This is a genomic window from Microbacterium sp. JB110 (assembly GCF_003335195.1).
Lineage (GTDB): Bacteria > Actinomycetota > Actinomycetes > Actinomycetales > Microbacteriaceae > Microbacterium.
In genome coordinates this window covers 130,054-155,240 of the sequence record NZ_QPGM01000009.1, presented here as the reverse complement: position 1 = coordinate 155,240, position 25,187 = coordinate 130,054, and the positions used below count along the sequence as shown (strand labels likewise).

Genomic DNA, 25,187 nt, shown 5'->3' with positions numbered 1-25,187 from the left:
AGAAGATGCCACGCAGTCTGAAGAAGGGCCCCTTCGTCGACGAGCACCTGCTTCGCAAGGTTGTCTCGCAGAACGAATCGGGCGCGAAGAACGTCATCAAGACCTGGTCGCGTCGCTCGATGATCGTCCCCGCCATGCTGGGGCACACGATCGCCGTGCACGACGGACGCAAGCACATCCCCGTGTTCGTGTCGGAGTCCATGGTCGGCCACAAGCTGGGCGAGTTCGCGCCCACCCGCACCTTCCGCGGCCACGTGAAGGACGACAAGAAGGGCCGTCGCCGCTAACCCGGCGACGCAAGAGGAGAAGAAATGGTGGAGTCCATCGCACGCGTGCGACACATCCGCGTGACCCCTCAGAAGGCTCGTCGTGTTGTTGCGCTCATCAAGGGCAAGCAGGCCGAGGAAGCCCTCGCCATCCTGAAGTTCGCCGCGCAGAGCGCCAGCGAGCCGATCTACAAGCTTGTGGAATCGGCCATGGCCAACGCGCAGGTGAAGGCTGAGAAGGACGGCGAGTACCTCGACACTCAGGATCTGTTCGTGAAGAACGCCATCGTGGACGAGGGCACGACGCTGAAGCGTTTCCGCCCCCGTGCGCAGGGTCGTGCCGACCAGATCAAGAAGCGCACGAGCCACATCACGGTCGTGCTCTCGACGCCGGAGATCGCGGAGTCCGCGACCGCCGGCAGCGACAAGAAGGCGAGCAAGTAATGGGCCAGAAGATCAACCCTTACGGCTTCCGCCTCGGTGTCACGACGGACCACGTCTCGCGCTGGTTCTCTGACTCGACGAAGCCGGGCCAGCGGTACGCCGACTACGTGGCCGAAGACATCAGGATCCGCGAGATGCTGCAGAAGTCGCTCGATCGGGCCGGCGTCAGCCGTATCGAGATCGAGCGCACGAAGGACCGGGTCCGGATCGACATCCACACGGCCCGCCCCGGCATCGTGATCGGTCGTCGCGGCGCGGAGGCCGAGCGCATCCGCGGTGAGCTCGAGAAGCTGACCGGCAAGCAGATCCAGCTGAACATCCTCGAGGTGAAGAACCCCGAGGCAGACGCTCAGCTCGTCGCGCAGGGCGTCGCAGAGCAGCTTGCTGCTCGCGTGGCGTTCCGTCGCGCGATGCGCAAGGGTCTGCAGGGCGCCCAGCGCGCCGGTGCCAAGGGCATCCGGATCCAGGTCTCCGGCCGTCTCGGCGGCGCTGAGATGAGCCGCAGCGAGTTCTACCGCGAGGGTCGTGTGCCGCTGCACACGCTGCGCGCGAACATCGACTACGGCTTCTACGAGGCGAAGACCACCTTCGGCCGCATCGGCGTGAAGGTCTGGATCTACAACGGCGACCTCACCAACAAGGAGCTCGCGCGCGAGCAGGCCAACCAGAAGCCGGCACGCGATCGCGGCGGTGCTCGCCGCGGTGGCGCACCGCGCCGTGGCCAGAACGACGCGCCCGCGCAGAAGGCACCGGAAGGAGCGTCGGCCTGATGCTTATCCCACGCAAGGTCAAGTACCGCAAGCAGCACCACCCGAAGCGTTCGGGCCAGGCGACCGGCGGCACCAAGGTCACCTTCGGTGACTACGGCATCCAGGCGCTCACGCCCGCGTACGTGACGAACCGTCAGATCGAGGCGGCTCGTATCGCCATGACGCGTCACATTAAGCGCGGCGGCAAGGTGTGGATCAACATCTACCCCGACCGTCCGCTCACCAAGAAGCCTGCCGAGGTCCGCATGGGCTCCGGTAAGGGTTCGCCGGAGTGGTGGGTCGCCAACGTCAAGCCGGGTCGCGTCCTCTTCGAGGTCGCCGGTGTCAGCGAGCAGCTTGCTCGCGAGGCCCTGACCCGTGCCATGCACAAGCTGCCTCTCAAGGCACGCATCATCACTCGCGAGGAGGGCGACGCGTAATGGCCGTCGGCACTAAGGAGCTCGCTGTTTCCGAGCTCGACACGTACGAGGACCAGCGCCTCGTCGAGGAACTGCGCAAGGCCAAGGAGGAGCTGTTCAACCTCCGCTTCCAGTCGGCCACCGGCCAGCTGGACGCTCACGGTCGCATCCGCGCCGTCAAGCGCGACATCGCGCGCCTCTACACCGTGATCCGCGAGCGCGAGCTCGGGATCCGCGCCACCCCGGCCCCGGCCGAGAAGAAGGCGGCGAAGAAGAAGTCCAAAAAGGCCGAGGACGCCCCGGCCGAAGGAGAGGCTGACTGATGGCCACTGAGAACAAGACAGAGGAGACCGTCGAGCGCGGCTACCGCAAGTCTATTCGCGGCTACGTTGTGAGCGACAAGATGGAGAAGACCATCGTCGTCGAGGTCGAGGACCGCGTGAAGCACCCCCTCTACGGCAAGGTCATCCGTCGCTCCAGCAAGCTGAAGGCTCACGACGAGCAGAACTCCGCCGGCATCGGCGACCTCGTTGAGATCCACGAGACCCGTCCGGTCAGCGCCTCGAAGCGCTGGCGCCTGGTCGAGATCCTCGAGAAGGCGAAGTAAGAGATGATCCAGAACGAATCCCGCCTCAAGGTCGCAGACAACTCCGGCGCCAAGGAGCTGCTCACCATCCGCGTGCTCGGCGGCTCCAGCCGCCGCTACGCGGGCGTGGGTGACACCATCGTCGCCACCGTCAAGGACGCGATCCCCGGCGGCAACGTCAAGAAGGGCGACGTGGTCAAGGCCGTCGTCGTCCGTGCCGTCAAGGAGACCCGTCGCGCTGACGGCTCCTACATCAAGTTCGACGAGAACGCCGCCGTGATCCTGAAGAACGACGCGGAGCCCCGCGGCACCCGTATCTTCGGGCCGGTCGGCCGTGAGCTGCGCGACCGTCGGTTCATGAAGATCGTCTCGCTCGCCCCGGAGGTGCTGTAACTCATGGCGAAGATCAAGAAGGGTGACCTCGTAGAGGTCATCACCGGTGCCAAGCAGGACCGCGGCGGCGACCGCGGCAAGCAGGGCAAGGTGCTCGAGGTCATCGAAGGCGGCAACCGCGTCGTCGTCGAGGGCGTCAACTACATCACCAAGCACACGCGCGTCGGCCAGACCCAGCGCGGCACGAAGACCGGTGGCATCGAGACGCTCGAAGCCCCCGTGCACGTGTCGAACGTTGCGGTCGTCGATCCCGAGACGAAGAAGCCGACCCGTGTCGGCTTCCGCCTCGAGGAGCAGGTCAAGGACGGCGTCAAGAAGACTGTTCGCGTTCGTTACGCGAAGAAGTCGGGTAAGGACATCTGAGAATGAGTGACAACGCTACGCAGGCTGGCAAAATCCAGCCGCGGCTGAAGTCGGTTTACCGCGACGACATCCGTCAGAAGCTGCACGACGAGTTCGGCTACGAGAACGTCATGCAGATTCCGGGCCTGGTCAAGGTCGTCGTGAACACCGGCGTCGGTGAGGCTGCGCGCGACAGCAAGGTGATCGAGGGTGCGATCAACGATCTCACCGCGATCACCGGCCAGAAGCCGTATGTCTCGAAGGCGAAGAAGTCGATCGCCCAGTTCAAGCTCCGCGAGGGCCAGGCCATCGGCGCGCACGTCACCCTTCGCGGTGACCGCGCGTGGGAGTTCCTCGACCGGCTCATCTCGCTGGCGCTGCCGCGCATCCGCGACTTCCGTGGCCTGTCGGAGAAGCAGTTCGACGGCAACGGGAACTACACGTTCGGCGTTCAGGAGCAGTCGATCTTCCACGAGATCGACCAGGATAAGATCGACCGCGTCCGCGGCTTCGACATCACCGTCGTCACCAGCGCGAAGTCGGACGACGAGGGACGCGCACTTCTGCGTCACCTCGGCTTCCCCTTCGTGAACAAGGCGACGCAGGAAGCCTGATCGGGTCCGCCCACTTGGGCGGGCCCCTTCATAGAAGGTCGTCTGTCGTGTAACGGCAGCCGAAACCTCATGAGCAAAGGAAACACATCATGACAATGACAGACCCGGTCGCAGACATGCTGACCCGTCTGCGCAACGCGAACTCGGCGCACCACGACTCCGTGACTCTGCCGTCGAGCAAGCTGAAGACGCGGATCGCTGACCTCCTCCAGGTGGAGGGTTTCATCTCGGGCTACGAGGAGTCCGACGCGCGCGTCGGCAAGAACCTCACGCTCACGCTGAAGTACGGCCCGAAGCGCGAGCGCTCGATCGCCGGTATCAAGCGCGTGTCGAAGCCCGGCCTGCGCGTGTACGCGAAGTCGACTGAGCTGCCCACGGTGCTCGGCGGCCTCGGCGTTGCCATCCTGTCCACCTCGTCTGGGCTTCTCACGAACCGCCAGGCCGAGCAGAAGGGCGTAGGCGGGGAAGTCCTCGCTTACGTGTGGTGATCTAAATGTCGCGTATTGGACGTCTTCCCATCGACATCCCCGCCGGCGTCACCGTGACGATCGACGGGGACCAGGTTGCAGTCAAGGGCCCGAAGGGCGAGCTCGCTGCCCGCGTGGCCGCGCCGATCGAGGCCAAGGTCGAGGAGAACCAGGTTCTCGTCACCCGCCCCGACGACGAGCGCGAGTCGCGTGCCCTGCACGGCCTGACCCGTACCCTCATCAACAACAACATCATCGGCGTCACCACGGGTTACTCCAAGAGCCTCGAGGTCGTCGGCACGGGTTACCGCGTGCAGCAGAAGGGCCAGAGCGTCGAGTTCGCCCTCGGCTTCTCGCACCCCGTACTCGTCGAGCCGCCTGCAGGCATCACGTTCCAGGTCGAGGGCAACAACAAGCTCACGGTCACCGGAATCGACAAGCAGGCTGTCGGCGAGGCCGCCGCGAACATCCGCAAGATCCGTAAGCCTGAGCCCTACAAGGGCAAGGGTGTGCGGTACGCCGGCGAGCAGATCCGCCGCAAGGCCGGAAAGGCTGGTAAGTAACCATGGCTGTGAAGTCGAAGTCCGTCGCGCGCAAGCGCCGCCACGCTCGCCTTCGCAAGAAGGTCGTCGGCACCGAGGAGCGTCCGCGCCTGGTCGTGACCCGGTCCTCGCGCCACGTTTTTGTGCAGCTCATCGACGATGGCGCCGGTCACACCGTCGCCAGCGCGTCGACGCTCGAGACCGACCTTCGTGCCGCTGAGAGCGACAAAACCGCCAAGGCACGTAAGGTCGGCGAACTCGTCGCCGAGCGTGCGAAGGCCGCTGGCATCACCGACGCGGTATTCGACCGCGGCGGAAACCGCTACGCCGGTCGTGTTGCCGCGATCGCCGAGGGCGCCCGCGAAGGAGGGCTGAACCTGTGAGTGACAACAAGGAGACCGAAGTGACCACCGAAGCAGCCGCTCAGGCCGCCGCCCCAGAACAGGGCGCAGGCGAGCAGCCGCGCGAAGAGCGCCAGCAGCGTCGTGGCGGTCGTGGCGAGAAGCGCGGCAACGACCGCGGTGGCCGCGGCAACGACAGCAACTTCCTGGAGCGTGTCGTCACGATCAACCGCGTGTCGAAGGTCGTCAAGGGCGGTCGCCGCTTCAGCTTCACGGCCCTCGTGGTCGTGGGCGACGGCAACGGCCTGGTCGGCGTCGGCTACGGCAAGGCGCGCGAAGTGCCACTGGCGATCTCGAAGGGTGTCGAGGAAGCCAAGCGCAACTTCTTCCGCGTGCCCCGTGTCGGCAACACGATCCCCCACCCGATCCAGGGTGAGGCCGCCGCAGGCGTCGTGCTGCTCCGTCCGGCCGCGGCCGGTACCGGTGTCATCGCCGGTGGTCCGGTGCGCGCCGTGCTCGAGTGCGCAGGCATTCACGACGTGCTCTCGAAGTCGCTCGGTTCGTCGAACACGATCAACATCGTGGGCGCGACCGTCGCGGCGCTGAAGGGGCTCGAGGAGCCGCGTGCAGTTGCCGCGCGTCGTGGTCTCGAGTACGACCAGGTCGTGCCGGGAATCATCATCCGTAACGAGGCGAAGGCCGCCGCTGCCGCCGCCGAGAAGGCAGGTGCGTGATGGCCGAGCGTCTGAAGGTGACGCAGATCAAGTCCAGGGTGAGCGAGAAGCAGAACCAGCGTGACACGCTGCGCAGCCTCGGCCTCAAGCGGATCGGCGACTCCGTCGTTCGTCCGGACGACGCGCAGACGCGCGGTTACGTCAAGGCTGTTGCTCACCTCGTGAACGTCGAGGAGATCAACTAATGGCTGAGAACAGCGAAGAGAAGCGCCCAGGCGTTCTCAAGGTGCATCACCTGCGCCCGGTTCCCGGCGCCCACGCCGCGAAGACCCGCAAGGGTCGCGGTGAGGCATCGAAGGGCAAGACCGCAGGTCGTGGTACCAAGGGCACGCGGGCACGCAACACGGTGCGCGTGGGCTTCGAGGGTGGCCAGATGCCGCTGCACATGCGCACTCCGAAGCTGCGCGGGTTCAAGAACCCGTTCCGCACCGAGTACCAGGTGGTCAACCTGGCCAAGCTCGCGGAGCTGTACCCGTCGGGCGGCGACGTCAGCCGTGACGACCTTGTCGCAAAGGGCGCGGTTCGCAAGAACCAGCTCGTCAAGGTCCTCGGCGACGGCGACATCACCGTCGCGCTCAACGTGACGGTCGATAAGGTCTCGGCATCTGCCGAGCAGAAGATCGTCGCCGCGGGCGGCAGCATCAACTGACGCTCTGAGGGGTCGGGGGCCGTTGCGGCCCTCGACCCCTCTTGCGTACCCCTCGATCAATCGACGAAGCGCAGGCGGATGCAGCTCAGATCCTGAGAGGCTTCCTCGTGCGTTAGGCTGGTCCAGGTTGCGCCACCGCACAACTGTGTTCCCCAGGGAGGCTCCCCTTTGTTCAGCGCCATCGCGCGAATCTTCCGTACGCCCGACCTGCGTCGGAAGATCGGTTTCACCCTCGGCATCATCGTGCTCTACCGTCTCGGTGCGCACGTGCCGGCCCCGTTCGTCAACTTCGTCAATGTGCAGACCTGCGTTGCCGAGACATCCGGGACCGACGGCCTGCTCTCCCTGGTCAATCTCTTCTCAGGCGGCGCTCTGCTGCAGCTGTCGATCTTCGCACTCGGCGTGATGCCCTACATCACCGCGACGATCATCACCCAGCTGCTGCGCGTCGTCATCCCTCACTTCGAGGCGCTGCACAAGGAGGGGCAGGCCGGTCAGGCCAAGCTCACCCAGTACACGCGCTACCTCACGATCGCGCTGTCGGTGCTGCAGTCGACGACCCTCGTCACCACGGCGAGGACGGGCCAGCTGTTCGGCGTCAACGACGTCACCGAATGCACGCAGGTGCTCACCAATGACGTCTGGTGGGCACAGCTGCTCATCATCATCGCGATGACCGCCGGAACCGGCCTGATCATGTGGTTCGCCGAGCTCACCACCGAGCGCGGTGTCGGCAACGGCATGTCCCTGCTGATCTTCACATCGATCGCTGCGACGTTCCCGTCCGCGCTGTGGGGCATCTGGCAGGCGCGCGGCTTCGAGTTCTTCCTGCTCGTCATCGCCATCGGCGTCGTCATCATCTGCGCCGTCGTGTTCGTCGAGCAGTCGCAGCGGCGCGTTCCTGTGCAGTACGCCAAGCGCATGGTCGGCCGTCGCACCTACGGCGGCACGAACACCTACATCCCGATCAAGGTGAACATGGCCGGCGTCATCCCGGTCATCTTCGCCTCGTCGCTGCTGTACATCCCGTCGCTGATCGCGCAGTTCAATGCGACCCCGGACGCCGACGGCAACGTGCCGGCGTGGGTCAGCTGGATCAACAGCTATCTCGTCTCAGGCGACCACCCGGCGTACATGGCGCTGTACTTCCTGCTGATCATCGGATTCACCTACTTCTACGTCGCGATCACCTTCAACCCCGTCGAGGTCGCCGACAACATGAAGAAGTACGGCGGGTTCATCCCAGGAATCAGGGCAGGGCGCCCCACCGCGGAGTACCTCGACTACGTGATCACCCGCATCACGCTGCCCGGCTCGATCTATCTCGGCCTCGTCGCGCTGATTCCGCTGATCGCCCTCGCCACAGTGCAGGCGAACCAGAACTTCCCGTTCGGCGGCGCCTCGATCCTCATCATGGTGGGTGTCGGCCTCGAGACGGTGAAGCAGATCGACGCGCAGCTGCAGCAGCGCCACTATGAAGGGCTTCTTCGATGAGCAGGCTTCTCATCGTCGGACCGCAGGGGTCCGGCAAGGGCACGCAGGGCGCGGTGATCGCCGACGAGTACGGCGTCCCCGTCGTCTCGACCGGCGACATCTTCCGCGAGAACATCAAGAACGACACCGAGCTCGGCCAGAAGGTGAAGTCCATCACCGCGGCGGGCGACCTCGTTCCGGATGAGCTCACGGGCGAGATCGTGCGCGATCGGCTCCGCGAGGACGACGCGGCCGATGGCTTCCTGCTCGACGGCTACCCGCGCAACACGACTCAGGTCGGGCACCTCGACGAGTTCCTCTCGGAGCGCGGCGAACAGCTCGACGCCGTGATCCTGCTCGACGTGCCGCGCGATGAGAGCCTGAAGCGCCTCACGCTGCGCGCGGAGCAGGAGGGGCGCGACGACGACACGGCAGACGTGATCGCCAACCGCCTCGACATCTACGAGTCGGAGACGGCGCCGATCATCGACGTGTACGAACGGCGAGGCATCGTCGACCGGATCGACGGCGTCGGCTCGCTCGACGAGATCACCGAGCGCATCCGCACGGCCCTCGCAGCGCGCGGCATCGTTCGCCCCGCCAGCTGACCCGTGTTCCGCCGCTCGATGTACAAGACCCCTGCGCAGCTGCGCGGGATGGTCGAACCAGGGCGCATCACGCGGGAGGCGCTCGAGGCGGTTCGCGGTGCCATCCGTCCCGGCATGACGACGCTCGAGCTCGATCAGGTGGCCGAGGCGTCGATCCGTGCGCAGGGTGCGCGTCCGAACTTCCAGCTGGTGCCCGGCTACAGCCACACCATCTGCGTCTCGGTGAACGAGGAGGTCGTGCACGGTATTCCCGGGGCGCGCATTCTCGAACCCGGTGACATCGTGTCGATCGACTGCGGCGCGGAGACCGACGAGGGCTGGAACGGCGACTCAGCGATCTCGATCGTGCTGCCGGACCCGGATCGACCGGAGCTGGTCGCCGAGCGCGAGGAGCTGTCCAGGATCACGCGTGAGTCGATGTGGGCGGGAATCGCCGAGCTGGCATCCGCTCGCGGCCTCGGCGAAGTGGGTGCGCGGATCGAGCAGTTCATCGACGAGAACCCGCACCCCGGCACCGATCGCTCCCTCGGCATCCTGCGGGACTATGTCGGGCACGGCATCGGCCGCAAGATGCACGAGTCGCCCACGCTGTTCCACTATGCGACCCCGCAGCCAGGCGCACGGGTGAAGCCGGGCCTCTGCGTGTGCGTCGAGCCGATGATGGTCATCGGTGACGAGCACGTGCTGGTCGCGGACGACGACTGGACCGTGGTCACATCCGACGGTTCGTCCGGCGCACACTGGGAGCACAGCGTCGCCGTGCATGATGGAGGCATCTGGGTGCTGACCGCCGCCGACGGGGGCGCGGACGGTCTGGCACCCTTTGGGGTCACCCCGGTACCGATCGACTGAGGCGCCCGCGCCGAGAACGAAAGAGCAACTCATGGCAGCTGCCCGCAGGACCAATTGGCTGGCGATCTGGATCACCGCAGGGGTGGTCGTGGTCGTGGTGGCGATCGCCGCTGTCGCGGTGTGGATGAACAGGCAGGCGCTCGCGCTCGCGGAATCGCCGGGTGCGGCGGTCGTGAACGAGGAGACCGGCGTGATCACCATCGGCGACGGGCCGAATGTGCTCGATGAGTACGTCGACTTCATGTGCCCGTTCTGCGGCCAGTACCATGACTCGTTCAGCGAGACGGTCTCCGGTCTCGTCGAGGACGGCGACGTCACGCTGAACCTTCACCCCATCGCGATCCTCGACGCCAACTCGCAGGGCACCCAGTTCTCGACTCGTGCCGCGAGCGCCATGTACTGCGTGGCGGACGACAATCCCGATGCCGTGTACCCGTTCATGGATGCGCTGTTCGCCAACCAGCCGCGCGAGAACACGACGGGCCTCGACAACGACGAGATCATCGGATACGCGAAGGAAGCCGGTGCGTCCGACGCGGTCGAGAGCTGCATCGAAGAGACGGAGTACGCGGACTTCGTCGCGGCTCGCACTCAGGAGATCCCTCCCAACCCGTCGACCGGCAGTGTGTCGGCGCCGACGGTGGTGCTGAACGATGAGTACCTCAACCTCACGATGGACCCCGAGGTCGACCTGCTTCCGAAGCTGAACTGACGTGTCGAGACGACGCACCACTGGGTCGCATTTGCCGATCCGGGTCGCGTCGTCTAACATAGATCCTTGGTGCTTTGCGCCTCATTTCGGTGTGTCCTCTGACCCCGTCGAGAGCTGAGCACCCACCCACCCACCGCAGACCGATCGGTCTGCTTGAGCGATAGCGAGTTTATGGCTAAAGACGGTGTCATCGAGATCGAGGGCACAGTGTCCGAGTCGCTGCCGAACGCGATGTTCCGCGTGGAGCTGTCGAACGGCCACAAGGTGCTCGCCACGATCTCGGGGAAGATGCGGCAGAACTACATCCGGATCATCCCCGAGGACCGCGTGGTCGTGGAGCTCAGCCCCTACGACCTCACACGCGGGCGCATCGTCTACCGCTACCGCTGAGCCCGATCGGAAAGTAACGTCTCCCGGCTTCCGGGGAACGAAGACAGCGAACAGGAACATCATGAAGGTTCAGCCCTCCGTCAAGCCGATCTGCGACAGCTGCAAGGTCATCCGTCGCAACGGTCGCGTGATGGTCATCTGCAAGAGCAACCCGCGCCATAAGCAGCGCCAGGGCTGATTCGGCGCCCCGGATGATCCGGGGCGTGCAGATCACACAATTCAATATCTGAAACGGCAGGATCAGAACCCGCGCAATGCGGGGGACACCTCGGGTCGGAGGCCCGGGCACCGATCCTGCTCCACACCTCCACAGACCACAGGAGAAAGTCGCATGGCACGTCTCGCCGGCGTCGACATCCCGCGTGATAAGCGCGTGGTGATCGCCCTTACGTACATCTACGGCGTTGGCCGTACTCGCTCGAACGAGATCCTCACCGCCACGGGGATCGACGAGAACGTTCGAGTCAAGGACCTCACGGACGAGCAGCTGATCGCGCTCCGTGACCACATCGAGGGCACCTACCGCGTCGAGGGTGACCTCCGTCGCGAGGTCGCCGCTGATATCCGCCGCAAGGTCGAGATCGGCTCCTACCAGGGTCTGCGCCACCGTCGCGGTCTTCCTGTGCGCGGTCAGCGCACCAAGACGAACGCTCGCTCCCGCAAGGGCCCGAAGCGCACCGTCGCCGGTAAGAAGAAGGCCCGCTGAGCGCGGATAAGTAGGAGACGAGAGATATGGCTACCCCCAAGACCGCCGCGCGCAAGCCGCGCCGCAAGGAAAAGAAGAACATCGCGTTGGGCCAGGCCCACATCAAGTCGACGTTCAACAACACCATCGTTTCGATCACCGACCCGGCCGGCGCTGTCATCAGCTGGAAGTCGTCGGGCGGCGTGGGCTTCAAGGGCTCGCGCAAGTCGACGCCGTACGCCGCAGGCATGGCCGCGGACACCGCCGCCAAGGAGGCTCAGGCCCACGGCGTGAAGAAGGTCGATGTCTTCGTGAAGGGGCCCGGATCGGGTCGCGAGACGGCGATCCGCTCGCTGCAGGCTGCAGGCCTCGAGGTCGGTTCGATTCAGGACGTGACGCCGCAGGCCCACAACGGCTGCCGTCCGCCGAAGCGCCGCCGCGTCTGATGACGGGTGCACCCCGGGGGCCCATCGAGGCCTCCGGGGCACACTCGTTCTCGCGGGCGCCGCTCCGCCTGCGCTAACTCAATACCTCATTCACCAAGTGTCATATAGCGGTCACTTGATCGAAAGGAACACATAGTGCTTATTGCACAGCGTCCTACCCTGACCGAGGAGAAGGTCTCGGAGTTCCGCAGCAGGTTCGTCATCGAGCCCCTGGAGCCCGGCTTCGGGTACACGATCGGCAACTCGCTGCGCCGCAGTCTGCTCTCGTCGATTCCCGGCGCGGCCGTCACGAGCATCCGGATCGATGGCGTTCTGCACGAGTTCAGCACCATCCCCGGTGTGAAGGAAGATGTCACTGAGATCATCCTCAACATCAAGCAGCTCGTCGTCTCGAGCGAGCGGGATGAGCCGATCACCGCGTACCTGCGCAAGACGGGTGCCGGCGAGGTCACCGCCGCGGACATCTCCGCTCCGGCCGGCGTCGAGGTGCACAACCCCGAGCTCGTCATCGCCACGCTGAACGACACGGCGAAGTTCGAGCTCGAGCTCACGATCGAGCGCGGCCGCGGCTACGTGTCGGCCGTGCAGAACCGCAACGAGTACGCCGAGGCCGGCCAGGTTCCGATCGACTCGATCTACTCGCCCGTCACCAAGGTCGCCTACCGCGTCGAGGCGACGCGTGCCGGTGAGCGCACTGACTTCGACAAGCTCGTCGTCGACGTGGAGACCAAGGCGTCGATGGCGCCGCGCGACGCCGTCGCCTCGGCCGGTCGCACGCTCGTCGAGCTGTTCGGCCTCGCCCGCGAGCTGAACGAGGAGGCCGAGGGCATCGAGATCGGTCCCGCACCGGTCGCCGAGGTCCTCTCGAACGAGCTGTCCATGCCGATCGAGGACCTCGATCTGTCGGTCCGCTCGTACAACTGCCTCAAGCGCGAAGGCATCAACACGGTCAGCGAGCTCGTCGCTCTCTCGGAGACGCAGCTCATGAACATCCGCAACTTCGGGCAGAAGTCCGTCGACGAGGTGCGCGACAAGCTCGTCTCGCTCGGTCTGTCGCTGAAGGATTCGGTGCCCGGTTTCGACGGCGCCAACTTCTACAGCGGCTACGACGAAGAGCAGATCTGACCCGGCCTCGCCCTTCACCACATCTGGAGTAATCGAAAATGCCTAAGCCCACTAAGGGTGCCCGCCTCGGTGGCGGCGCAGCCCACGAGCGTCTGCTCCTCGCGAACCTCGCGTCGGCGCTGTTCACGCACAAGTCGATCAAGACCACAGAGACGAAGGCCAAGCGCCTGCGTCCCGTCGCCGAGCGACTGGTCACGTTCGCGAAGCGCGGCGACCTGCACGCGCGCCGTCGCGTGCTGTCGATCCTGGGGAACAAGGAAGCTGCGCACATCCTGTTCACCGAAATCGCTCCCCTCGTCGCCGATCGTGACGGCGGCTACACCCGCATCACGAAGATCGGCCCGCGTAAGGGCGACAACGCGCCGATGGCCGTGATCGAGCTCGTCACCGAGCCCGTCACCCCCAAGGCGAAGAAGTCGGTCGCGACTGAGACGCCTGTCGCGGAGGAGACTCCCGCCGAAGAGGTCGTCGAGGAGGGCGAGGCTGCGGCCGAGGCCCCCGCCGTCGACGAGACCGCCGACCCGGCTGCCGACGCCGGCGCAGAGTCGCCCGAGGAGGGCGAGGCTGCGGCCGAGGCCGCTGAGGACGCCGTCGTCGACAAGGACGAGGAGAAGTCGGAGTAACATCCGCTCACCCGACAGAAGAGGCCCGCACCGATAGGTGCGGGCCTCTTCTGCGTTCGCAACGGTGCCGCCTCGAGCGGAAGGTGGGGGTGATGCGCCAAAGCCGCTCCGAGTCGCGTCTGATTCAGAGCGCGGTCGCGAGGCGGCTCAGAGACGCGAAGGGACTCGGTCCGGCGGGTATGAGCACGCTCGTCGATGCGCCGGCCGCGCGGCGTGCGGTGAGCCCGGCGCTGACCCGCTCCGATGTGCCGGCGAGTGCGAGGTGAGGGATCCACGCATCGGGCAGCGAAGCGGCGAACTCATCACCATCGCGGCAGCCGGCCCGCAGTGCGGCGAGCTCGTCGGAGAAGGGGAGACCCGCCAGGTGCGGGCGCCAGTCCGGCTCGCCGAAGGGCGCGAGAGCAGGGCGCACAATCGTCCACGCCGCGGCGTCGGTGTCGGCGACCGCTGCGAGATCGTAGGTGACGACCTGGTGCGGGCCCGTGCCGCCGTCGTCCATCCGGTCGATGGCGGCCGCGATGTACGACGGCGGGGAGGGCTCTGCGAGCACGACGCCGTCGGAGACCTCCCCTGCGGCGGTGAGCGATTTCGGGCCACGAACGCCCAGCAGCACCGGCGGCGGCGTCGCGGGGATCTCGGTCAGCACGGTGCCGCCGACGTGCACGTGCGCTGTGTCCGGGGCGGGTTCGCCGCGTAGGAGCGCTCGGAACACGGTGGTGCAGTCGCGCAGCAGACCGAGAGGGCGTGCGGGCCACGCATCGACCTGCCGCATCCAGTCGGGCATGCCGTGTCCGATGCCGATCGTCACGCGCCCTGGATGCAGCTGAGTGAGGGTCGCGGCCTCCATCGCGGCGAAGGCGATGTTTCGGGCGCCCGCGGGGAGGATGCCAACGCCGACCCGGATGTTCGTCGTCGCCGCGAGCACGGCCGTCGCCTGAACGAAGCCGCCGCGGAAGCCGAGGTCCTCGACGACCCACAGCTCGCGGAAGCCGAGCTCCTCCGCCCTGCGAGCGAACGGCAGCACCTGCTCGATCGGAAGGTCTCTGGGCAGCAGGACGCCCACATCGGGCAGATCGGCGGCGCTCATGCCCTCACCGTAGTCCAGAGGCGGGGCCCTGTGACCCTCGCGGGTGCGCTCCTGCCTGAGCGCGGTGGGTTCGGGGGCGCGCCGACGTCGACCGGTGCACCCCCGAGGGGCTACGGGCGCTTCGCGTCCCTGCCTGCTTTCTCCGTTCGTCGCCACTCCTGCCATCCGGGATCATCTGCCATGAACGTCTCGATCTCCTCCTGCGTGGCCGTGAGCTTCGGGTCATGGCGCAGGTAGGCGCGGGTCTCCCGCGCGACGAGGCCGGAGAGCACCAGCAGTCCGATCAGGTTCGGCAGCGCCATCAGGCCGTTCATCACATCGGAGAACGCCCACACGACGCCGAGCTCGGTCGTGCAGCCGACGAAGACGACAAGAGCGAACAGCACGCGGAACGGCATCACCGAGCGGAGGCCGAGCAGCTTCTCGATGGCGCGCTCGCCGTAGTACGACCAGCCCAGGATCGTGGAGAACGCGAACAGTACGAGGCCGGTCGTGACGATCCAGTGCCCCCATTGGCCCGGCAGGCCCTGGGCGAACGCTTCACCGGTCATCAACGAGGCGTCCAACTGCTCGCCATCGGAGCCGGTGAACGAGTATGCGCCCGTCGTGACGATCACCAGGCCGGTCATCGTCACGACGATGATCGTGTCGATGAAGGTCTGCGTCATCGACACGAGACCCTGTCGGACGGGGTGGCTGGTGCGGGCGGCGGCCGCCGCGATCGCCGCGGACCCCATGCCGGACTCGTTCGAGAAGATGCCGCGCGCGACGCCGAACTGGATCGCGATGATGATGACCGATCCCGCGAAGCCGCCGGCGGCGGCGCTGCCGGTGAACGCGTCGTGGAAGATCATGCCGAGGGCCGCAGGGATGTCGCCGACGTTGACGAGCAGGATGTAGAGGGCCGCGACCACATAGATCACGATCATGATCGGAACGAGACCGGCCGTGACCCGGCCGATCGACTTGATCCCACCGACGAGCACGATGAGCGCGACCACCGTCAGCACGATCCCGGTCACCCAGGTGGGAACGGAGAAGCTGCGCTCGAGGTTGGCCGACACCGAGTTGCCCTGAGTGAGGTTTCCGATTCCGAAGCAGGCGAAGATCGTGAACAGTGTGAAGGCGACGGCGAGGGTCTTTCCGAACCAGTTCCGGATGCCGCGCTCGAGGTACTGCTGCGGCCCGCCGTTGCGCTCACCTGCGGCGTCGGTGGTGCGGAAGCGCACGCCGAGGAACGCCTCGGAGTACTTCGACGCCATGCCGAGCAGGCCGGTGACCCACATCCAGAACAGCGCGCCCGGCCCGCCGATGGCGAGCGCCGTGGCGACGCCGACGACGTTGCCGGTGCCGACCGTGGCCGCCAGCGCCGTGGTGAGGGCCTGGAACTGCGAGATGTCGCCCTCGGCGCCGGAGTCCTTCCTGCGGAAGATGCCGAGTCGCAGGGCCGCGCCGAGGCGCACGAACTGCAGTCCGCCGAGCCGGATGGTCAGATACAGCCCGGTTCCGAGGAGCAGGGGGATGAGCAGCCACGGCCCCCAGATGACTCCGCTGACGGCTTCGAGTGCGGCTTGGATGGCATCGGTCATTGTGCGATTCCCCGTCCTGTCGTGCGCACGGTCGCCCCACCTCCACCGGCCGCGCTCGATCGGTTTGGGGGAGAGTGTAGCGCCAAGCCGCCGAACTGCGCCGATATCGCCGAGACGCGCCGATATCGACGTGCTCTCGTCGAAGAGGTGCGCATCTCGCGGGCGCCCGAGACACAGCGAAGGCCGGGCATCCGCCGCAATGGGGATGCCCGGCCTTCGGAGTCTCTGGTCAGGGCAGGTTGCCTGTGAGCCTGCCGTGGAAGTCGCCGCTGGCGGTGTTGAGACCGATGATCTCGACCTCGGTGCCGTGGTCGCGATACTTCTGCTCGATTCCGTCGAGGGCCGCAACCGTCGACGCGTCCCACACGTGCGAGCGCGACATGTCGATGACGACGCGCTGAGGGTCCTCTGCGTATTCGAACTGCGTGGTCAGGTCATTCGACGAGGCGAAGAAGAGCTCGCCGTCGACTGCGTAGTGCGCCGTCGACTCGTCCGGGCTCACAGAGCGCGTCACGGTCGTGAAGTGCGCCACGCGGCGCACGAACAGGATCGCCGCGACGAACACCCCGATCACGACACCGATCGACAGGTTGTGTGTGATGAGCACCGGGATGACCGTGACGAGCATCACGATCGTCTCGCTCTTGGGCATCCGCTTCAGCGTCGCGGGCCGGATGGAGTGCCAGTCGAAGGTGAGGATCGCCACCATGAACATGACCGCGACGAGCGCGCCGATGGGGATCAGGCTCATGATCGGCCCGAGGAACCACACCAGGATCAGCAGGAAGACTCCTGCCGTGAACGTCGACACTCGCGTGCGGGCGCCGGATGCGCGCACGTTGATCATGGTCTGGCCGATCATCGCGCAGCCGCCCATGCCGCCGAAGAAGCCGGAGAGGATGTTCGCGCCGCCCTGGCCGATCGACTCGCGCGTCTTGTTCGAGTGCGTGTCGGTGATGTCGTCGACCAGTTTGGCCGTCATCAGCGACTCCATCAGGCCGACCGCCGCCATGCCGAGCGCGTACGGCGCGATGATCTGCAGCGTCTCGAACGTGAGCGGCACATCCGGGAAGTACGGCAGCGGCGGACCGCCTGGCAGCGTGCCGAGGTCGCCGACGCTCTTCACATCGAGGTCGAGTGCCCACACCGCCAGTGTCGCCACGATCACGACGACGAGCGGCGCAGGCACGGCCTTGGTGAGCTTCGGGAACAGCCACAGGATCAGCAGGCCGACGGCGACGATCGGGTAGATCATCCATGACGCGCCCTCGAAGTGCTCGAGCTGTGCCACCGCGATGAGGATGGCGAGAGCGTTGACGAAGCCGACCATCACGCTGCGGGGGATGAATCGCATCAGCTTGCCGACGCCGAGCAGACCGAGCACGACCTGGATGACGCCGCCGAGGATGACCGTCGCGATCAGGTAGTCGAGGCCGTACTGGTCGGCGACGGGCCGGATGACGAGCGCGATGGCGGCCGTCGCCGCGGTGATCATCGCCGGACGTCCGCCGAGGAACGCGATCGAGATCGCCATCACGATGGAGGAGAACAGGCCGACCTCGGCTGGCACGCCGGCGGCGAGGGCGAACGCGATGGCCTCCGGAATCAGTGCGAGACCGACCACGACGCCGGCGAGCACCTCCTTGGTGAGGAGCTTCGGCGAACGGAGGGCGTCCATCACCGTGGGGCGCGGACGGTAGCGATCCTTTTCGCGCGTGGTCGCGGACATGGGGCCTCCAGGGGCGGTGCGAGAAGATGGCGTGGCTGAGATGCCGGAGGGGCCGAGAACAGGCCCGATGCACAACTCTACCGTTACGGTAGGGTTGGGTGCCAAATCGAGGAGCGGTGGACATGGCGGGAACCATTCACATCGGCGAGGTCGCCGAGCGCACGGGGCTCTCGCTGCGCACACTGCGGCACTACGACGAGCTCGGGCTCGTCACGCCGAGCGACCGTACTCCAGGCGGGTTCCGGCTCTACACGGAGGCCGACGTGGATCGGCTGCTGCTCGTGCGCCGGATGAAGCCGCTCGGCTTCTCCCTCGATCAGACGGGTGAAGTGCTCGCGGCAGCCGACGCCCTCGCGGCGAATCCGGACGATCCGGGTGCTCGCGCCGCCCTGGGAACGTTCGTCGTCGATGCGGAGGAACGTCGAGACAAGCTCGCACGTCAGCTCGCCGCCGCCGACGAACTCATCGCCCGCCTCCGCGGCGTGTGACACCCCGGCACACCACTGCCGAGATGCGCACTTCTCGTCGAGATGCGCCGTTCTGGACGTGATTCTGTCGAAGAAGTGCGCATCTCGTGAGCCGGTGGGCGGGGTGCGGGCGCCGTGTTCCTGCAACGGACATCCGGATGAGCGCTTCATCCGGATGACTTAGCCTCGTATGGTGACGGCGAACCGCGTATATGTGATCCAAGTGGCGATGGACGAGGAGGCGCAGCCCTTCCTCGAAGCCGCGGGCGAGGTGAGCGAACCCGTGAGGATCGGCGGGGCCGTGCACCGTGGGCTCGACCTGGGCGGACGTACGGTCGTGCTCGTCACGAGCGGAATCGGCATGATCAACGCCGCCGGTGCGACCGCAGGGGCGATCCACCGCTACGGCGACGACGTCGCGATCATCGTCGCCGGCAGCTGCGGCGGCCTCGCCGCGGGAGTCTCGGTCGGTGACGTCGTGGTCGGCACCGACACGATCAACGTCGAGGCGGACGCCACGGCCTTCGGCTACGTTCCCGGCCAGACGCCAGGCATGCCCGCGTCCTATTCGGCTGACGCCGAGATCCGCGCCGCGCTCGCCGCGACGGCGCTCGACGGAGCCGTCGTGCGGGAGGGAGTGATGGGCGCGGGCGACAAGTTCGCGACCGTCGACATCGCGCACGAGCTGCGCGAATCCTTCCCAGGACTCCTCACGATCGACATGGAGACGGTCGCGGTCGCGCAGACTGCCCATAGCCACGGCGCGGCGTTCGCCGTCGCGCGTGCGGTCAGCGACCTGTGCGCACCGGACGGCACCGAGTTCGAGACCCACATCGACGATGCCGCCGAGCGCTCCGCGCGGGTCGTGATCGCCGCACTGGGAGCGCTGTGAGCACGCCGGATGGGAATGGGAGCGCGCCTCGCGATGCGGGCTCCGGCGCAGCTCCGAACGCGGGTGCGGCTCATCCCGGCACGTCGGATGATGCGCTCCGGCGCATCCGGTTCGACATCGCCTACGACGGCACTCAGTTCAAGGGGTGGGCGCGGCAGCCAGGACTGCGCACGGTGCAGGGCGTCCTCGAGGACGCGCTCGCGCGGGTTGCCGGCTCGGCGGTGCGGCTCACCGTCGCGGGGCGCACCGATTCGGGCGTGCACGCGACGGGTCAGGTCGCTCACGCCGACCTGACGCCTGACCAGTGGGAGCGCGTCACACGCCGACGCCGCATCGACAAGCCCCGCGAGCACGCCGGCGCAGAGGCGGATCGCGACCCCGCGTCCGTGCTGGCGCACAGGGCGACGGGTGTGCTCGGGCCGTACTCAGACGTCACGGTGACACGGACGTCGACGGCTCCCGACAGCTTCGACGCGCGCTTCTCAGCGGCGTGGCGGCGCTACGAGTACCGCATCGCCGACCAGACGGCGGGCTATGACCCGCTTCAGCGGCTGCGTACGACGCGGGTCAGGGGAAGGCTCGATACGGACACGATGGACAGGGCGGCCCGCGGGCTCATCGGCCTGCACGATTTCGCCGCCTACTGCAAGCCGCGTCCCGGCGCCACGACCATCAGGACCCTGCTCGAATTCGATTGGCGGCGCGACGAGCGCGGCCTGCTCATCGCGAACGTCAGAGCCGACGCGTTCTGTCACTCGATGGTGCGTGCGCTGGTCGGCGCCTGCGTCGCCGTAGGGGAGGGACGTCTCGCCCCAGGCGATCTCGAGGTGCTGCGCGACGAGCTCGTGCGCACGAGCTCGTTCAAGGTGCAGGAGGCGCGGGGCCTGACGCTGACCGACGTCGGCTACCCGGCCGAGGAGCAGCTGGCCGCGCGCGCCGAGCAGACCCGCAACCGCCGCGACCGCGAGTCGTGACCTCGCGACGGCCGAGTTCGTGCGCGGTTCGACGGCCGGAGGCGCGGTCCGAGGCGTAGCGTTGCGATCATGAAGGTGCTGTCCTACAATCTCCGCAAGCACGCGGCTGCCGGAGAACTCGCGAGACTCGTCGAACGCAATGAGCCCGACGTGCTCTGTCTGCAGGAGGCCGACGTGTCGGATCTTCCTGACCGCGTACAGGGTCTTCGACAGGCGGCCGCGACGGACAAGAACCGGCTCGGCCTCGCCGTCTACTACCGCGAGAACACCTATCGGCTCGTCGACAGCGTCTCGCTGGGGCTGAAGAAGTCGCTGCACGACATCGTGCTGCGCCCCGCGCATGAGCGGCTGCTCGGCGTGCAGCTGCACGACATCGACGCCGGCCGCGAGGTGACGATGGCGTCGTTCCACGCCGCACCGCTGACTGCGCTGAACTCGCTGCGGCGGTCGCAGATCACCTCGGCGCTGCAGGCGCTCGAACAGCTCGGGCCAGGCACGCCGACGCTGATGGTCGGCGACTACAACTATCCGATCTTCAAGGAGCGGCTCGGCGATCGCGTGCGCGAGCACGGCTACGACCTGACCCTCAGCGATTCGCGCACCTATACGCGCTACCGCTACTTCCGCGGGCACTACGACTTCGTCACCTCGCGGCAGCTCTCGATCGGTGACGTGCAGACCCTGCCCCAGGGATCGAGCGACCACCTCCCGATCCTCGTCGAGGCCGACTACCGCTCAGGCATGACGGGCAGAATCCAGCTCGTGTGACCCGGATCTCCGGATGCGGCGGCCGTGGGCCATCCGGCGACGCGCGTTCGGCAACAGAATGCGCGCAACTCAACAGATTCTGTGCGAGGCGATGTTCGGGAACGCGCGTTCTGTTGCGCTGTGCGCGCGGGCACCGGATGCGGGCGGCTCCGCCCGCGCCTACTCCGCTGAGGTGATCGTGCCGGCCGCGACGGTCGAGTTGGTCGACTCGTCGATCAGGATGAACGACCCTGTCTCGCGGTTCGACGCGTACGGGTCCGCCACCAGCGGCGTCGTGACCCTCAGCGCGACGCGGCCGATGCCGTTCAGATGCAGCTGGTCGGCTGCCTGATTGCGGTGCAGCGTGTTCACATCGAGCTCGTACTGCAGCTCCTTGACGACGCAGCGCGCCTCGCGGGTGCCGTGCAGCACCGTGTACTTCTTTCCCGGCACGAGGGGCAGCGTCTCGTCCATCCAGCACACCATGGCATCGATGTTCTGCGACACGTGCGGCTGATTGTGCGGACGGGCGATGACGTCGCCGCGGGAGATGTCGATCTCGTCCTCGAGGCGGATCGTGACGCTCATCGGCGGGAACGCCTGCGCGATCTCCCCGTCGGCCGTGTCGATGGCCTTCACATGCGAGGTGAGGCCGCTGGGCAGCACGATGACCTCGTCGCCGGTCCGGATGAGTCCGCTCGCCACCCGGCCGGCGTACCCGCGGTAGTCGATCGCGTCGGACTGCTGCGGGCGGATCACATACTGCACGGGGAAGCGCACATCCTGGAGATTGCGGTCGGCTCCGATGTACACGTTCTCGAGGTGGTGCAGCAGCGAGGTTCCCTCGTACCACGGCATGTTCTCGCTGCGTGTGACGACGTTGTCGCCGTTCAGCGCTGACAGCGGGATCGCCGTGATGTCGGTGATGTTCAGCTTCGCACTGAAGTCGAGGAAGTCCTGGCGGATCTCATCGAACACCTGCTCGTCGTAGTCGACGAGGTCCATCTTGTTCACCGCGAGCACGACATGCGGCACGCGCAGCAGCGACGCGATCGTGGCGTGGCGGCGCGACTGCTCGAGCACGCCCTTGCGCGCGTCGACGAGCACGACTGCGAGGTCGGCGGTCGAGGCGCCCGTGACCATGTTGCGGGTGTACTGCTGGTGGCCGGGAGTGTCGGCGATGATGAACTTGCGCTTGGGAGTCGCGAAGTAGCGGTAGGCGACGTCGATCGTGATGCCCTGCTCGCGCTCGGCCCGAAGGCCGTCGGTGAGCAGCGACAGGTCGACGTATTCGTTGCCGCGGCTCCTGCTCGTCTCCTCGACGCTGAGCAGCTGGTCCTCGAAGATCGACTTCGAGTCGTACAGCAGTCGGCCGATCAGCGTGCTCTTGCCGTCGTCGACGGAGCCGGCCGTGGCGAATCGCAGCATGTCCATCTCAGAAATACCCCTGCTTCTTCCGGTCCTCCATCGCGGCCTCGCTCACGCGGTCGTCGCCGCGCGTCGCACCGCGCTCGGTGATGCGCGTCGCGGCGACCTCGTCGATGATCCTGTCGACCGTGTCGGCGTCGCTCTCGACCGCCGCAGTGAGGGTCGCGTCTCCCACGGTGCGATAGCGCACCGTCCGCCTCGAGACCTCCTCGCCCTCTCTGGGGCGGCAGAACTCGTTGGCTTCGAACACCATGCCGTCGCGCACGAAGGTGTCGCGCTCGCTGGCGAAGTAGATCGGCGGAATCGCGACTTCGTCCTCCTTGATGTACTGCCAGATGTCGAGCTCGGTCCAGTTCGAGATCGGGAACACCCGGATGGACTCACCAGGGTGGACGCGACCGTTGTACAGGTCCCAGATCTCGGGGCGCTGGTTCTTCGGGTCCCATTGGCCGAACTCGTCGCGGAAGCTGAACACGCGTTCCTTGGCGCGGGCCCGCTCCTCGTCGCGGCGGGCGCCGCCGAGCATCGCGTCGAAGCCGTTCTTCTCGACCGTGTCGAGCAGCACCGGCGTCTGGATGCGGTTGCGCGACCCGTTGGGCTCCTCGCGGACCAGTCCGCGCTCGATCGCCTCAGGCACAGAACCGATGATCAGGCGGAGAGCGTTGCGGGCCACATGCTCGTCGCGGAAGTCGAGCACCTCTGGGAAATTGTGACCGGTGTCGATGTGCACGACGGGGAAGGGCAGCCTCGCCGGCGCGAACGCCTTCATCGCGAGGTGCAGCATGACGAGCGAATCCTTGCCGCCGGAGAACAGCAGCGCAGGGCGCTCGAGCTGTGCCGCCACCTCGCGGATGATGTGGATCGACTCGGCCTCGAGCTGTCTCAGCTGTGAGATCGAGTAGTGCGTTTCCGAGGACACGAGGGCTCCTTTCACTCCGGTTGCGCCGCGAGCGCGTCGTCGATCGCGCTCAGCACGCGATCCCGGATGCCGGGGCGGCAGACCACGAGATCCGGAAGGTAGGGGTCGGGCCGGTTGTAGACGAGGTCGCGACCGTCGAGGCGCGAAGCGTGCAGTCCCGCGGCGCGGGCGACGGCCACGGGCGCCGCGCTGTCCCACTCGTACTGCCCGCCGCCGTGCAGGTACGCGTCGGCTGTGCCGTTCACGACGGAGCAGATCTTCACCCCGGCCGAGCCCATCGGGATGAGCTCGGCGCCGAGAGCGGCCGCGACCCGGCGGACGATCCCCGGTGCGCGGCTCCTGCTGACGGCGATCCGGATCGGGTCGCCCACGGCATCCGGGCTGCCGGCGACGTCTGTCGACACGACCACCTCGTCCGGGCCGCCGAGCGCGACAGCGCCGAGGGCGAGCTCACCGTCGACGACGAGCGCGATGTGCACGGCCCAGTCGTCGCGCCCCTCGCTGTACTCGCGGGTGCCGTCGAGAGGGTCGATGATCCACACGCGCGATGCGGAGAGTCGAGCAGCACTGTCCGCGGCCTCCTCGCTGAGCACGGCGTCGGCCGGCGCGAGCTCGGCCAGGCGCGCGGCGAGAACGGCCTGCGCGCCCTGATCGCCCAGATCCTTCAGCGCCAGCCGGTCGGCATCCGGGTTCTCGCGCCGGATGCCGACGAGCCGGGTCGCCGCCTCGGTTGCGAGGGCGCGAGCGATGGCTGCGTCGCTGTTTCCTGCGTCTTCGGTAACCACGGTTCTGGGCCTCGCGAACGGTTCGGTTTGGGCTGTGCCGCCGGGGAGCGCCCCGCGGCGAGTTGACCATAACCCGGGCGACGGTCGATCCGGCTGTCGCATGACGCCCGGTTACTGCGGGCCTCGGGAACCCTGTCGGGTGTGGGATACCGTCGCGACCTATGGACTGGGCGATGTCGTCTGCGGCCCTCGGCGTGGGTGTCGTCGTGGGGCTGACCGGCATGGGCGGCGGCGCCCTGATGACGCCCGTGCTGGTGCTGGGTTTCGGGGTGAACCCGTTCACGGCGGTCTCGAGCGACCTGATCACGTCCGCAGTGATGAAGCCGGCAGGATCCATCGTGCACGCGCGCAGGGGCACCGTGAACTGGGGGCTCGTGCTGTGGCTGATGATCGGATCCGTGCCTGCTGCGTTCTGCGGGGCACTGATCATCTCGGTCTACGGCGAGGCGGCCGACGCATCGGCATTCGTCAAGACTTCGCTCGGCGCGGTTCTGGTCCTGGCTGCCGCCCTGATCGGTCTGCGCGCCTTCGTCGGAATGCGCAACCGTGCCCGCGAGCGTCGCGACGGCACGCACACGCGCCGCGACGATGGGGAGCCGGTGCGGGTGCGCCGGATCCCCACGCTGCTCGTCGGGATCGTCGGCGGTCTGATGGTCGGGCTGACCTCCGTCGGGTCGGGCTCGCTCATCATCATCGCGCTGATGCTGCTGTACCCCCTGCTCCCGATGGGGCGGCTCGTCGGCACCGATCTCGTGCAGGCAGTTCCGCTTGTGATCGCCGCGGCCATCGGGCACCTGCTGTTCGGCGAGGTGGACTGGTCGATCGTGCTGCCGCTGATCATCGGCAGCGTGCCAGGCACGATCATCGGTGCGCGGCTGTCGTCCACGCTGCCCAGCGGCATCGTGCGCCGCGCGCTCGCACTGGTGCTGCTGGCCTCCGGGCTGCGCATGCTCGACGTGGACATCCCGTGGACGATAGCCGCGGTCTCACTCGCCTTCGTCGCCGCGACGCTCGGCTGGATAGGCCTGCGGTCCGCCTACGGAATCCTGCCCGCCGCACGTCGTGAGCGAAAGGTGCCGGAATGAGGCCTTCTGTTGCCGGGGTGACCTG

36 protein-coding genes are annotated in these 25,187 nt (G+C 67.0%); 30 read left to right on the top strand and 6 right to left on the bottom strand.

Annotation, left to right across the window (positions count from 1 at the left end):
• Nucleotides 1-5 precede the first annotated feature (5 nt).
• The 25 genes from rpsS (at nucleotide 6) to rplQ (ending at nucleotide 13,460) form a co-directional block, all read left to right on the top strand.
• Complete coding sequence (gene rpsS / locus CIK77_RS15275; protein WP_087054877.1) at nucleotides 6-287, top strand: 30S ribosomal protein S19; 282 nt, start codon at nucleotides 6-8, stop codon at nucleotides 285-287.
• A gap of 24 nt (nucleotides 288-311) precedes the next feature.
• Complete coding sequence (rplV, locus tag CIK77_RS15270) at nucleotides 312-710, top strand: 50S ribosomal protein L22 (protein WP_087054878.1); 399 nt, start codon at nucleotides 312-314, stop codon at nucleotides 708-710.
• Nucleotides 710-1,480 (top strand): 30S ribosomal protein S3, encoded by a 771-nt coding sequence (gene rpsC / locus CIK77_RS15265; RefSeq protein ID WP_087054879.1) that lies wholly within the window; start codon nucleotides 710-712, stop codon nucleotides 1,478-1,480. Before rplV ends, rpsC begins: the two co-directional genes overlap by 1 nt.
• Nucleotides 1,480-1,899 (top strand): 50S ribosomal protein L16, encoded by a 420-nt coding sequence (gene rplP / locus CIK77_RS15260; protein WP_087054880.1) that lies wholly within the window; start codon nucleotides 1,480-1,482, stop codon nucleotides 1,897-1,899. Before rpsC ends, rplP begins: the two co-directional genes overlap by 1 nt.
• Nucleotides 1,899-2,201, top strand: coding sequence for a 50S ribosomal protein L29 (gene rpmC / locus CIK77_RS15255; protein WP_087054881.1), 303 nt, complete (start codon nucleotides 1,899-1,901; stop codon nucleotides 2,199-2,201). The genes rplP and rpmC overlap by 1 nt, the downstream gene beginning before the upstream one ends.
• Nucleotides 2,201-2,485: a 30S ribosomal protein S17 gene (rpsQ, locus tag CIK77_RS15250; protein ID WP_087054882.1), complete on the top strand. Its 285-nt coding sequence runs from the start codon at nucleotides 2,201-2,203 to the stop codon at nucleotides 2,483-2,485. The genes rpmC and rpsQ overlap by 1 nt, the downstream gene beginning before the upstream one ends.
• Before the next feature lie 3 nt (nucleotides 2,486-2,488).
• Nucleotides 2,489-2,857 (top strand): 50S ribosomal protein L14, encoded by a 369-nt coding sequence (gene rplN / locus CIK77_RS15245; RefSeq protein ID WP_087054883.1) that lies wholly within the window; start codon nucleotides 2,489-2,491, stop codon nucleotides 2,855-2,857.
• 3 nt (nucleotides 2,858-2,860) lie between these two features.
• The gene (rplX, locus tag CIK77_RS15240) at nucleotides 2,861-3,220 is read left to right on the top strand and encodes a 50S ribosomal protein L24 (protein ID WP_087054884.1); all 360 of its coding nucleotides are present in this window, start codon (nucleotides 2,861-2,863) and stop codon (nucleotides 3,218-3,220) included.
• A gap of 2 nt (nucleotides 3,221-3,222) precedes the next feature.
• Entirely contained in the window at nucleotides 3,223-3,813 is a 591-nt protein-coding gene (gene rplE, locus CIK77_RS15235; protein ID WP_087054885.1) for a 50S ribosomal protein L5, read from the top strand.
• An 89-nt stretch (nucleotides 3,814-3,902) separates the two neighbouring features.
• Entirely contained in the window at nucleotides 3,903-4,301 is a 399-nt protein-coding gene (rpsH, locus tag CIK77_RS15230) for a 30S ribosomal protein S8 (protein ID WP_087054886.1), read from the top strand.
• Nucleotides 4,302-4,306: 5 nt separating this feature from the next.
• Entirely contained in the window at nucleotides 4,307-4,843 is a 537-nt protein-coding gene (gene rplF / locus CIK77_RS15225; RefSeq protein WP_087054887.1) for a 50S ribosomal protein L6, read from the top strand.
• A 2-nt stretch (nucleotides 4,844-4,845) separates the two neighbouring features.
• Entirely contained in the window at nucleotides 4,846-5,205 is a 360-nt protein-coding gene (gene rplR / locus CIK77_RS15220; protein ID WP_087054888.1) for a 50S ribosomal protein L18, read from the top strand.
• Nucleotides 5,202-5,897 carry a 30S ribosomal protein S5 gene (rpsE, locus tag CIK77_RS15215; protein ID WP_087054889.1) on the top strand — a complete coding sequence of 232 codons (696 nt, stop codon included), beginning with the start codon at nucleotides 5,202-5,204 and terminating at the stop codon, nucleotides 5,895-5,897. Before rplR ends, rpsE begins: the two co-directional genes overlap by 4 nt.
• The gene (gene rpmD / locus CIK77_RS15210) at nucleotides 5,897-6,082 is read left to right on the top strand and encodes a 50S ribosomal protein L30 (RefSeq protein WP_087054890.1); all 186 of its coding nucleotides are present in this window, start codon (nucleotides 5,897-5,899) and stop codon (nucleotides 6,080-6,082) included. Before rpsE ends, rpmD begins: the two co-directional genes overlap by 1 nt.
• Nucleotides 6,082-6,546: a 50S ribosomal protein L15 gene (gene rplO / locus CIK77_RS15205; RefSeq protein WP_087054891.1), complete on the top strand. Its 465-nt coding sequence runs from the start codon at nucleotides 6,082-6,084 to the stop codon at nucleotides 6,544-6,546. Before rpmD ends, rplO begins: the two co-directional genes overlap by 1 nt.
• A gap of 168 nt (nucleotides 6,547-6,714) precedes the next feature.
• Entirely contained in the window at nucleotides 6,715-8,040 is a 1,326-nt protein-coding gene (gene secY / locus CIK77_RS15200) for a preprotein translocase subunit SecY (protein ID WP_087054892.1), read from the top strand.
• A complete protein-coding gene (locus tag CIK77_RS15195) occupies nucleotides 8,037-8,627 on the top strand; it encodes an adenylate kinase (protein ID WP_087054893.1) in 591 nt (196 codons plus the stop codon). Before secY ends, CIK77_RS15195 begins: the two co-directional genes overlap by 4 nt.
• An 18-nt stretch (nucleotides 8,628-8,645) precedes the next feature.
• Complete coding sequence (gene map, locus CIK77_RS15190; protein ID WP_087055070.1) at nucleotides 8,646-9,479, top strand: type I methionyl aminopeptidase; 834 nt, start codon at nucleotides 8,646-8,648, stop codon at nucleotides 9,477-9,479.
• A gap of 31 nt (nucleotides 9,480-9,510) precedes the next feature.
• A complete protein-coding gene (locus CIK77_RS15185) occupies nucleotides 9,511-10,191 on the top strand; it encodes a DsbA family protein (protein ID WP_087054894.1) in 681 nt (226 codons plus the stop codon).
• A gap of 171 nt (nucleotides 10,192-10,362) precedes the next feature.
• Nucleotides 10,363-10,581, top strand: a complete 219-nt coding sequence (gene infA, locus CIK77_RS15180; RefSeq protein ID WP_087054895.1) for a translation initiation factor IF-1 — start codon at nucleotides 10,363-10,365, stop codon at nucleotides 10,579-10,581.
• A 61-nt stretch (nucleotides 10,582-10,642) separates the two neighbouring features.
• Nucleotides 10,643-10,759: a 50S ribosomal protein L36 gene (gene rpmJ, locus CIK77_RS15175; RefSeq protein ID WP_087054896.1), complete on the top strand. Its 117-nt coding sequence runs from the start codon at nucleotides 10,643-10,645 to the stop codon at nucleotides 10,757-10,759.
• 153 nt (nucleotides 10,760-10,912) lie between these two features.
• On the top strand, nucleotides 10,913-11,287 hold the full coding sequence (gene rpsM / locus CIK77_RS15170; protein WP_087054897.1) for a 30S ribosomal protein S13: 375 nt from the start codon (nucleotides 10,913-10,915) through the stop codon (nucleotides 11,285-11,287).
• Between the two features lie 26 nt (nucleotides 11,288-11,313).
• The gene (rpsK, locus tag CIK77_RS15165; RefSeq protein WP_087054898.1) at nucleotides 11,314-11,712 is read left to right on the top strand and encodes a 30S ribosomal protein S11; all 399 of its coding nucleotides are present in this window, start codon (nucleotides 11,314-11,316) and stop codon (nucleotides 11,710-11,712) included.
• Nucleotides 11,713-11,847: 135 nt separating this feature from the next.
• Complete coding sequence (locus CIK77_RS15160; RefSeq protein WP_087054899.1) at nucleotides 11,848-12,837, top strand: DNA-directed RNA polymerase subunit alpha; 990 nt, start codon at nucleotides 11,848-11,850, stop codon at nucleotides 12,835-12,837.
• A 38-nt stretch (nucleotides 12,838-12,875) separates the two neighbouring features.
• Nucleotides 12,876-13,460: a 50S ribosomal protein L17 gene (gene rplQ / locus CIK77_RS15155; protein WP_087054900.1), complete on the top strand. Its 585-nt coding sequence runs from the start codon at nucleotides 12,876-12,878 to the stop codon at nucleotides 13,458-13,460.
• A gap of 124 nt (nucleotides 13,461-13,584) precedes the next feature.
• Here the strand turns inward: rplQ and CIK77_RS15150 are convergent, their stop codons facing one another.
• The 3 genes from CIK77_RS15150 to CIK77_RS15140 all read right to left on the bottom strand — a co-directional run bounded on the left by CIK77_RS15150 (nucleotide 13,585) and on the right by CIK77_RS15140 (nucleotide 17,865).
• Nucleotides 13,585-14,547 carry an LLM class flavin-dependent oxidoreductase gene (locus CIK77_RS15150; protein WP_087054901.1) on the bottom strand — a complete coding sequence of 321 codons (963 nt, stop codon included), beginning with the start codon at nucleotides 14,545-14,547 and terminating at the stop codon, nucleotides 13,585-13,587.
• Nucleotides 14,548-14,657: 110 nt separating this feature from the next.
• Entirely contained in the window at nucleotides 14,658-16,136 is a 1,479-nt protein-coding gene (locus CIK77_RS15145) for an alanine/glycine:cation symporter family protein (protein WP_087054902.1), read from the bottom strand.
• A 229-nt stretch (nucleotides 16,137-16,365) separates the two neighbouring features.
• Nucleotides 16,366-17,865 carry a SulP family inorganic anion transporter gene (locus CIK77_RS15140; RefSeq protein ID WP_087054903.1) on the bottom strand — a complete coding sequence of 500 codons (1,500 nt, stop codon included), beginning with the start codon at nucleotides 17,863-17,865 and terminating at the stop codon, nucleotides 16,366-16,368.
• 122 nt (nucleotides 17,866-17,987) lie between these two features.
• Between CIK77_RS15140 and CIK77_RS15135 the strand changes: the two genes are divergently transcribed.
• From CIK77_RS15135 to CIK77_RS15120, 4 genes are all read left to right on the top strand, one after another.
• The gene (locus tag CIK77_RS15135) at nucleotides 17,988-18,353 is read left to right on the top strand and encodes a helix-turn-helix domain-containing protein (protein ID WP_087054904.1); all 366 of its coding nucleotides are present in this window, start codon (nucleotides 17,988-17,990) and stop codon (nucleotides 18,351-18,353) included.
• A gap of 172 nt (nucleotides 18,354-18,525) precedes the next feature.
• Nucleotides 18,526-19,224, top strand: coding sequence for a 5'-methylthioadenosine/S-adenosylhomocysteine nucleosidase (gene mtnN / locus CIK77_RS15130; protein WP_170934123.1), 699 nt, complete (start codon nucleotides 18,526-18,528; stop codon nucleotides 19,222-19,224).
• A gap of 104 nt (nucleotides 19,225-19,328) precedes the next feature.
• Nucleotides 19,329-20,198: a tRNA pseudouridine synthase A gene (locus CIK77_RS15125; protein ID WP_249268595.1), complete on the top strand. Its 870-nt coding sequence runs from the start codon at nucleotides 19,329-19,331 to the stop codon at nucleotides 20,196-20,198.
• A 69-nt stretch (nucleotides 20,199-20,267) separates the two neighbouring features.
• Entirely contained in the window at nucleotides 20,268-20,966 is a 699-nt protein-coding gene (locus CIK77_RS15120) for an endonuclease/exonuclease/phosphatase family protein (protein WP_087054907.1), read from the top strand.
• Nucleotides 20,967-21,125: 159 nt separating this feature from the next.
• Here the strand turns inward: CIK77_RS15120 and cysN are convergent, their stop codons facing one another.
• The 3 genes from cysN to CIK77_RS15105 are packed head-to-tail and all read right to left on the bottom strand — an operon-like array spanning nucleotide 21,126 to nucleotide 24,077.
• On the bottom strand, nucleotides 21,126-22,379 hold the full coding sequence (gene cysN, locus CIK77_RS15115; protein WP_087054908.1) for a sulfate adenylyltransferase subunit CysN: 1,254 nt from the start codon (nucleotides 22,377-22,379) through the stop codon (nucleotides 21,126-21,128).
• 1 nt (nucleotide 22,380) lies between these two features.
• Entirely contained in the window at nucleotides 22,381-23,292 is a 912-nt protein-coding gene (gene cysD / locus CIK77_RS15110; RefSeq protein ID WP_087054909.1) for a sulfate adenylyltransferase subunit CysD, read from the bottom strand.
• 11 nt (nucleotides 23,293-23,303) lie between these two features.
• Nucleotides 23,304-24,077: a 3'(2'),5'-bisphosphate nucleotidase CysQ gene (locus CIK77_RS15105; RefSeq protein ID WP_249268582.1), complete on the bottom strand. Its 774-nt coding sequence runs from the start codon at nucleotides 24,075-24,077 to the stop codon at nucleotides 23,304-23,306.
• Between the two features lie 173 nt (nucleotides 24,078-24,250).
• On the opposite strand from CIK77_RS15105, the gene CIK77_RS15100 reads away from it, so the two are divergent.
• Complete coding sequence (locus CIK77_RS15100) at nucleotides 24,251-25,162, top strand: sulfite exporter TauE/SafE family protein (protein ID WP_212647484.1); 912 nt, start codon at nucleotides 24,251-24,253, stop codon at nucleotides 25,160-25,162.
• Nucleotides 25,163-25,187: the final 25 nt, after the last annotated feature.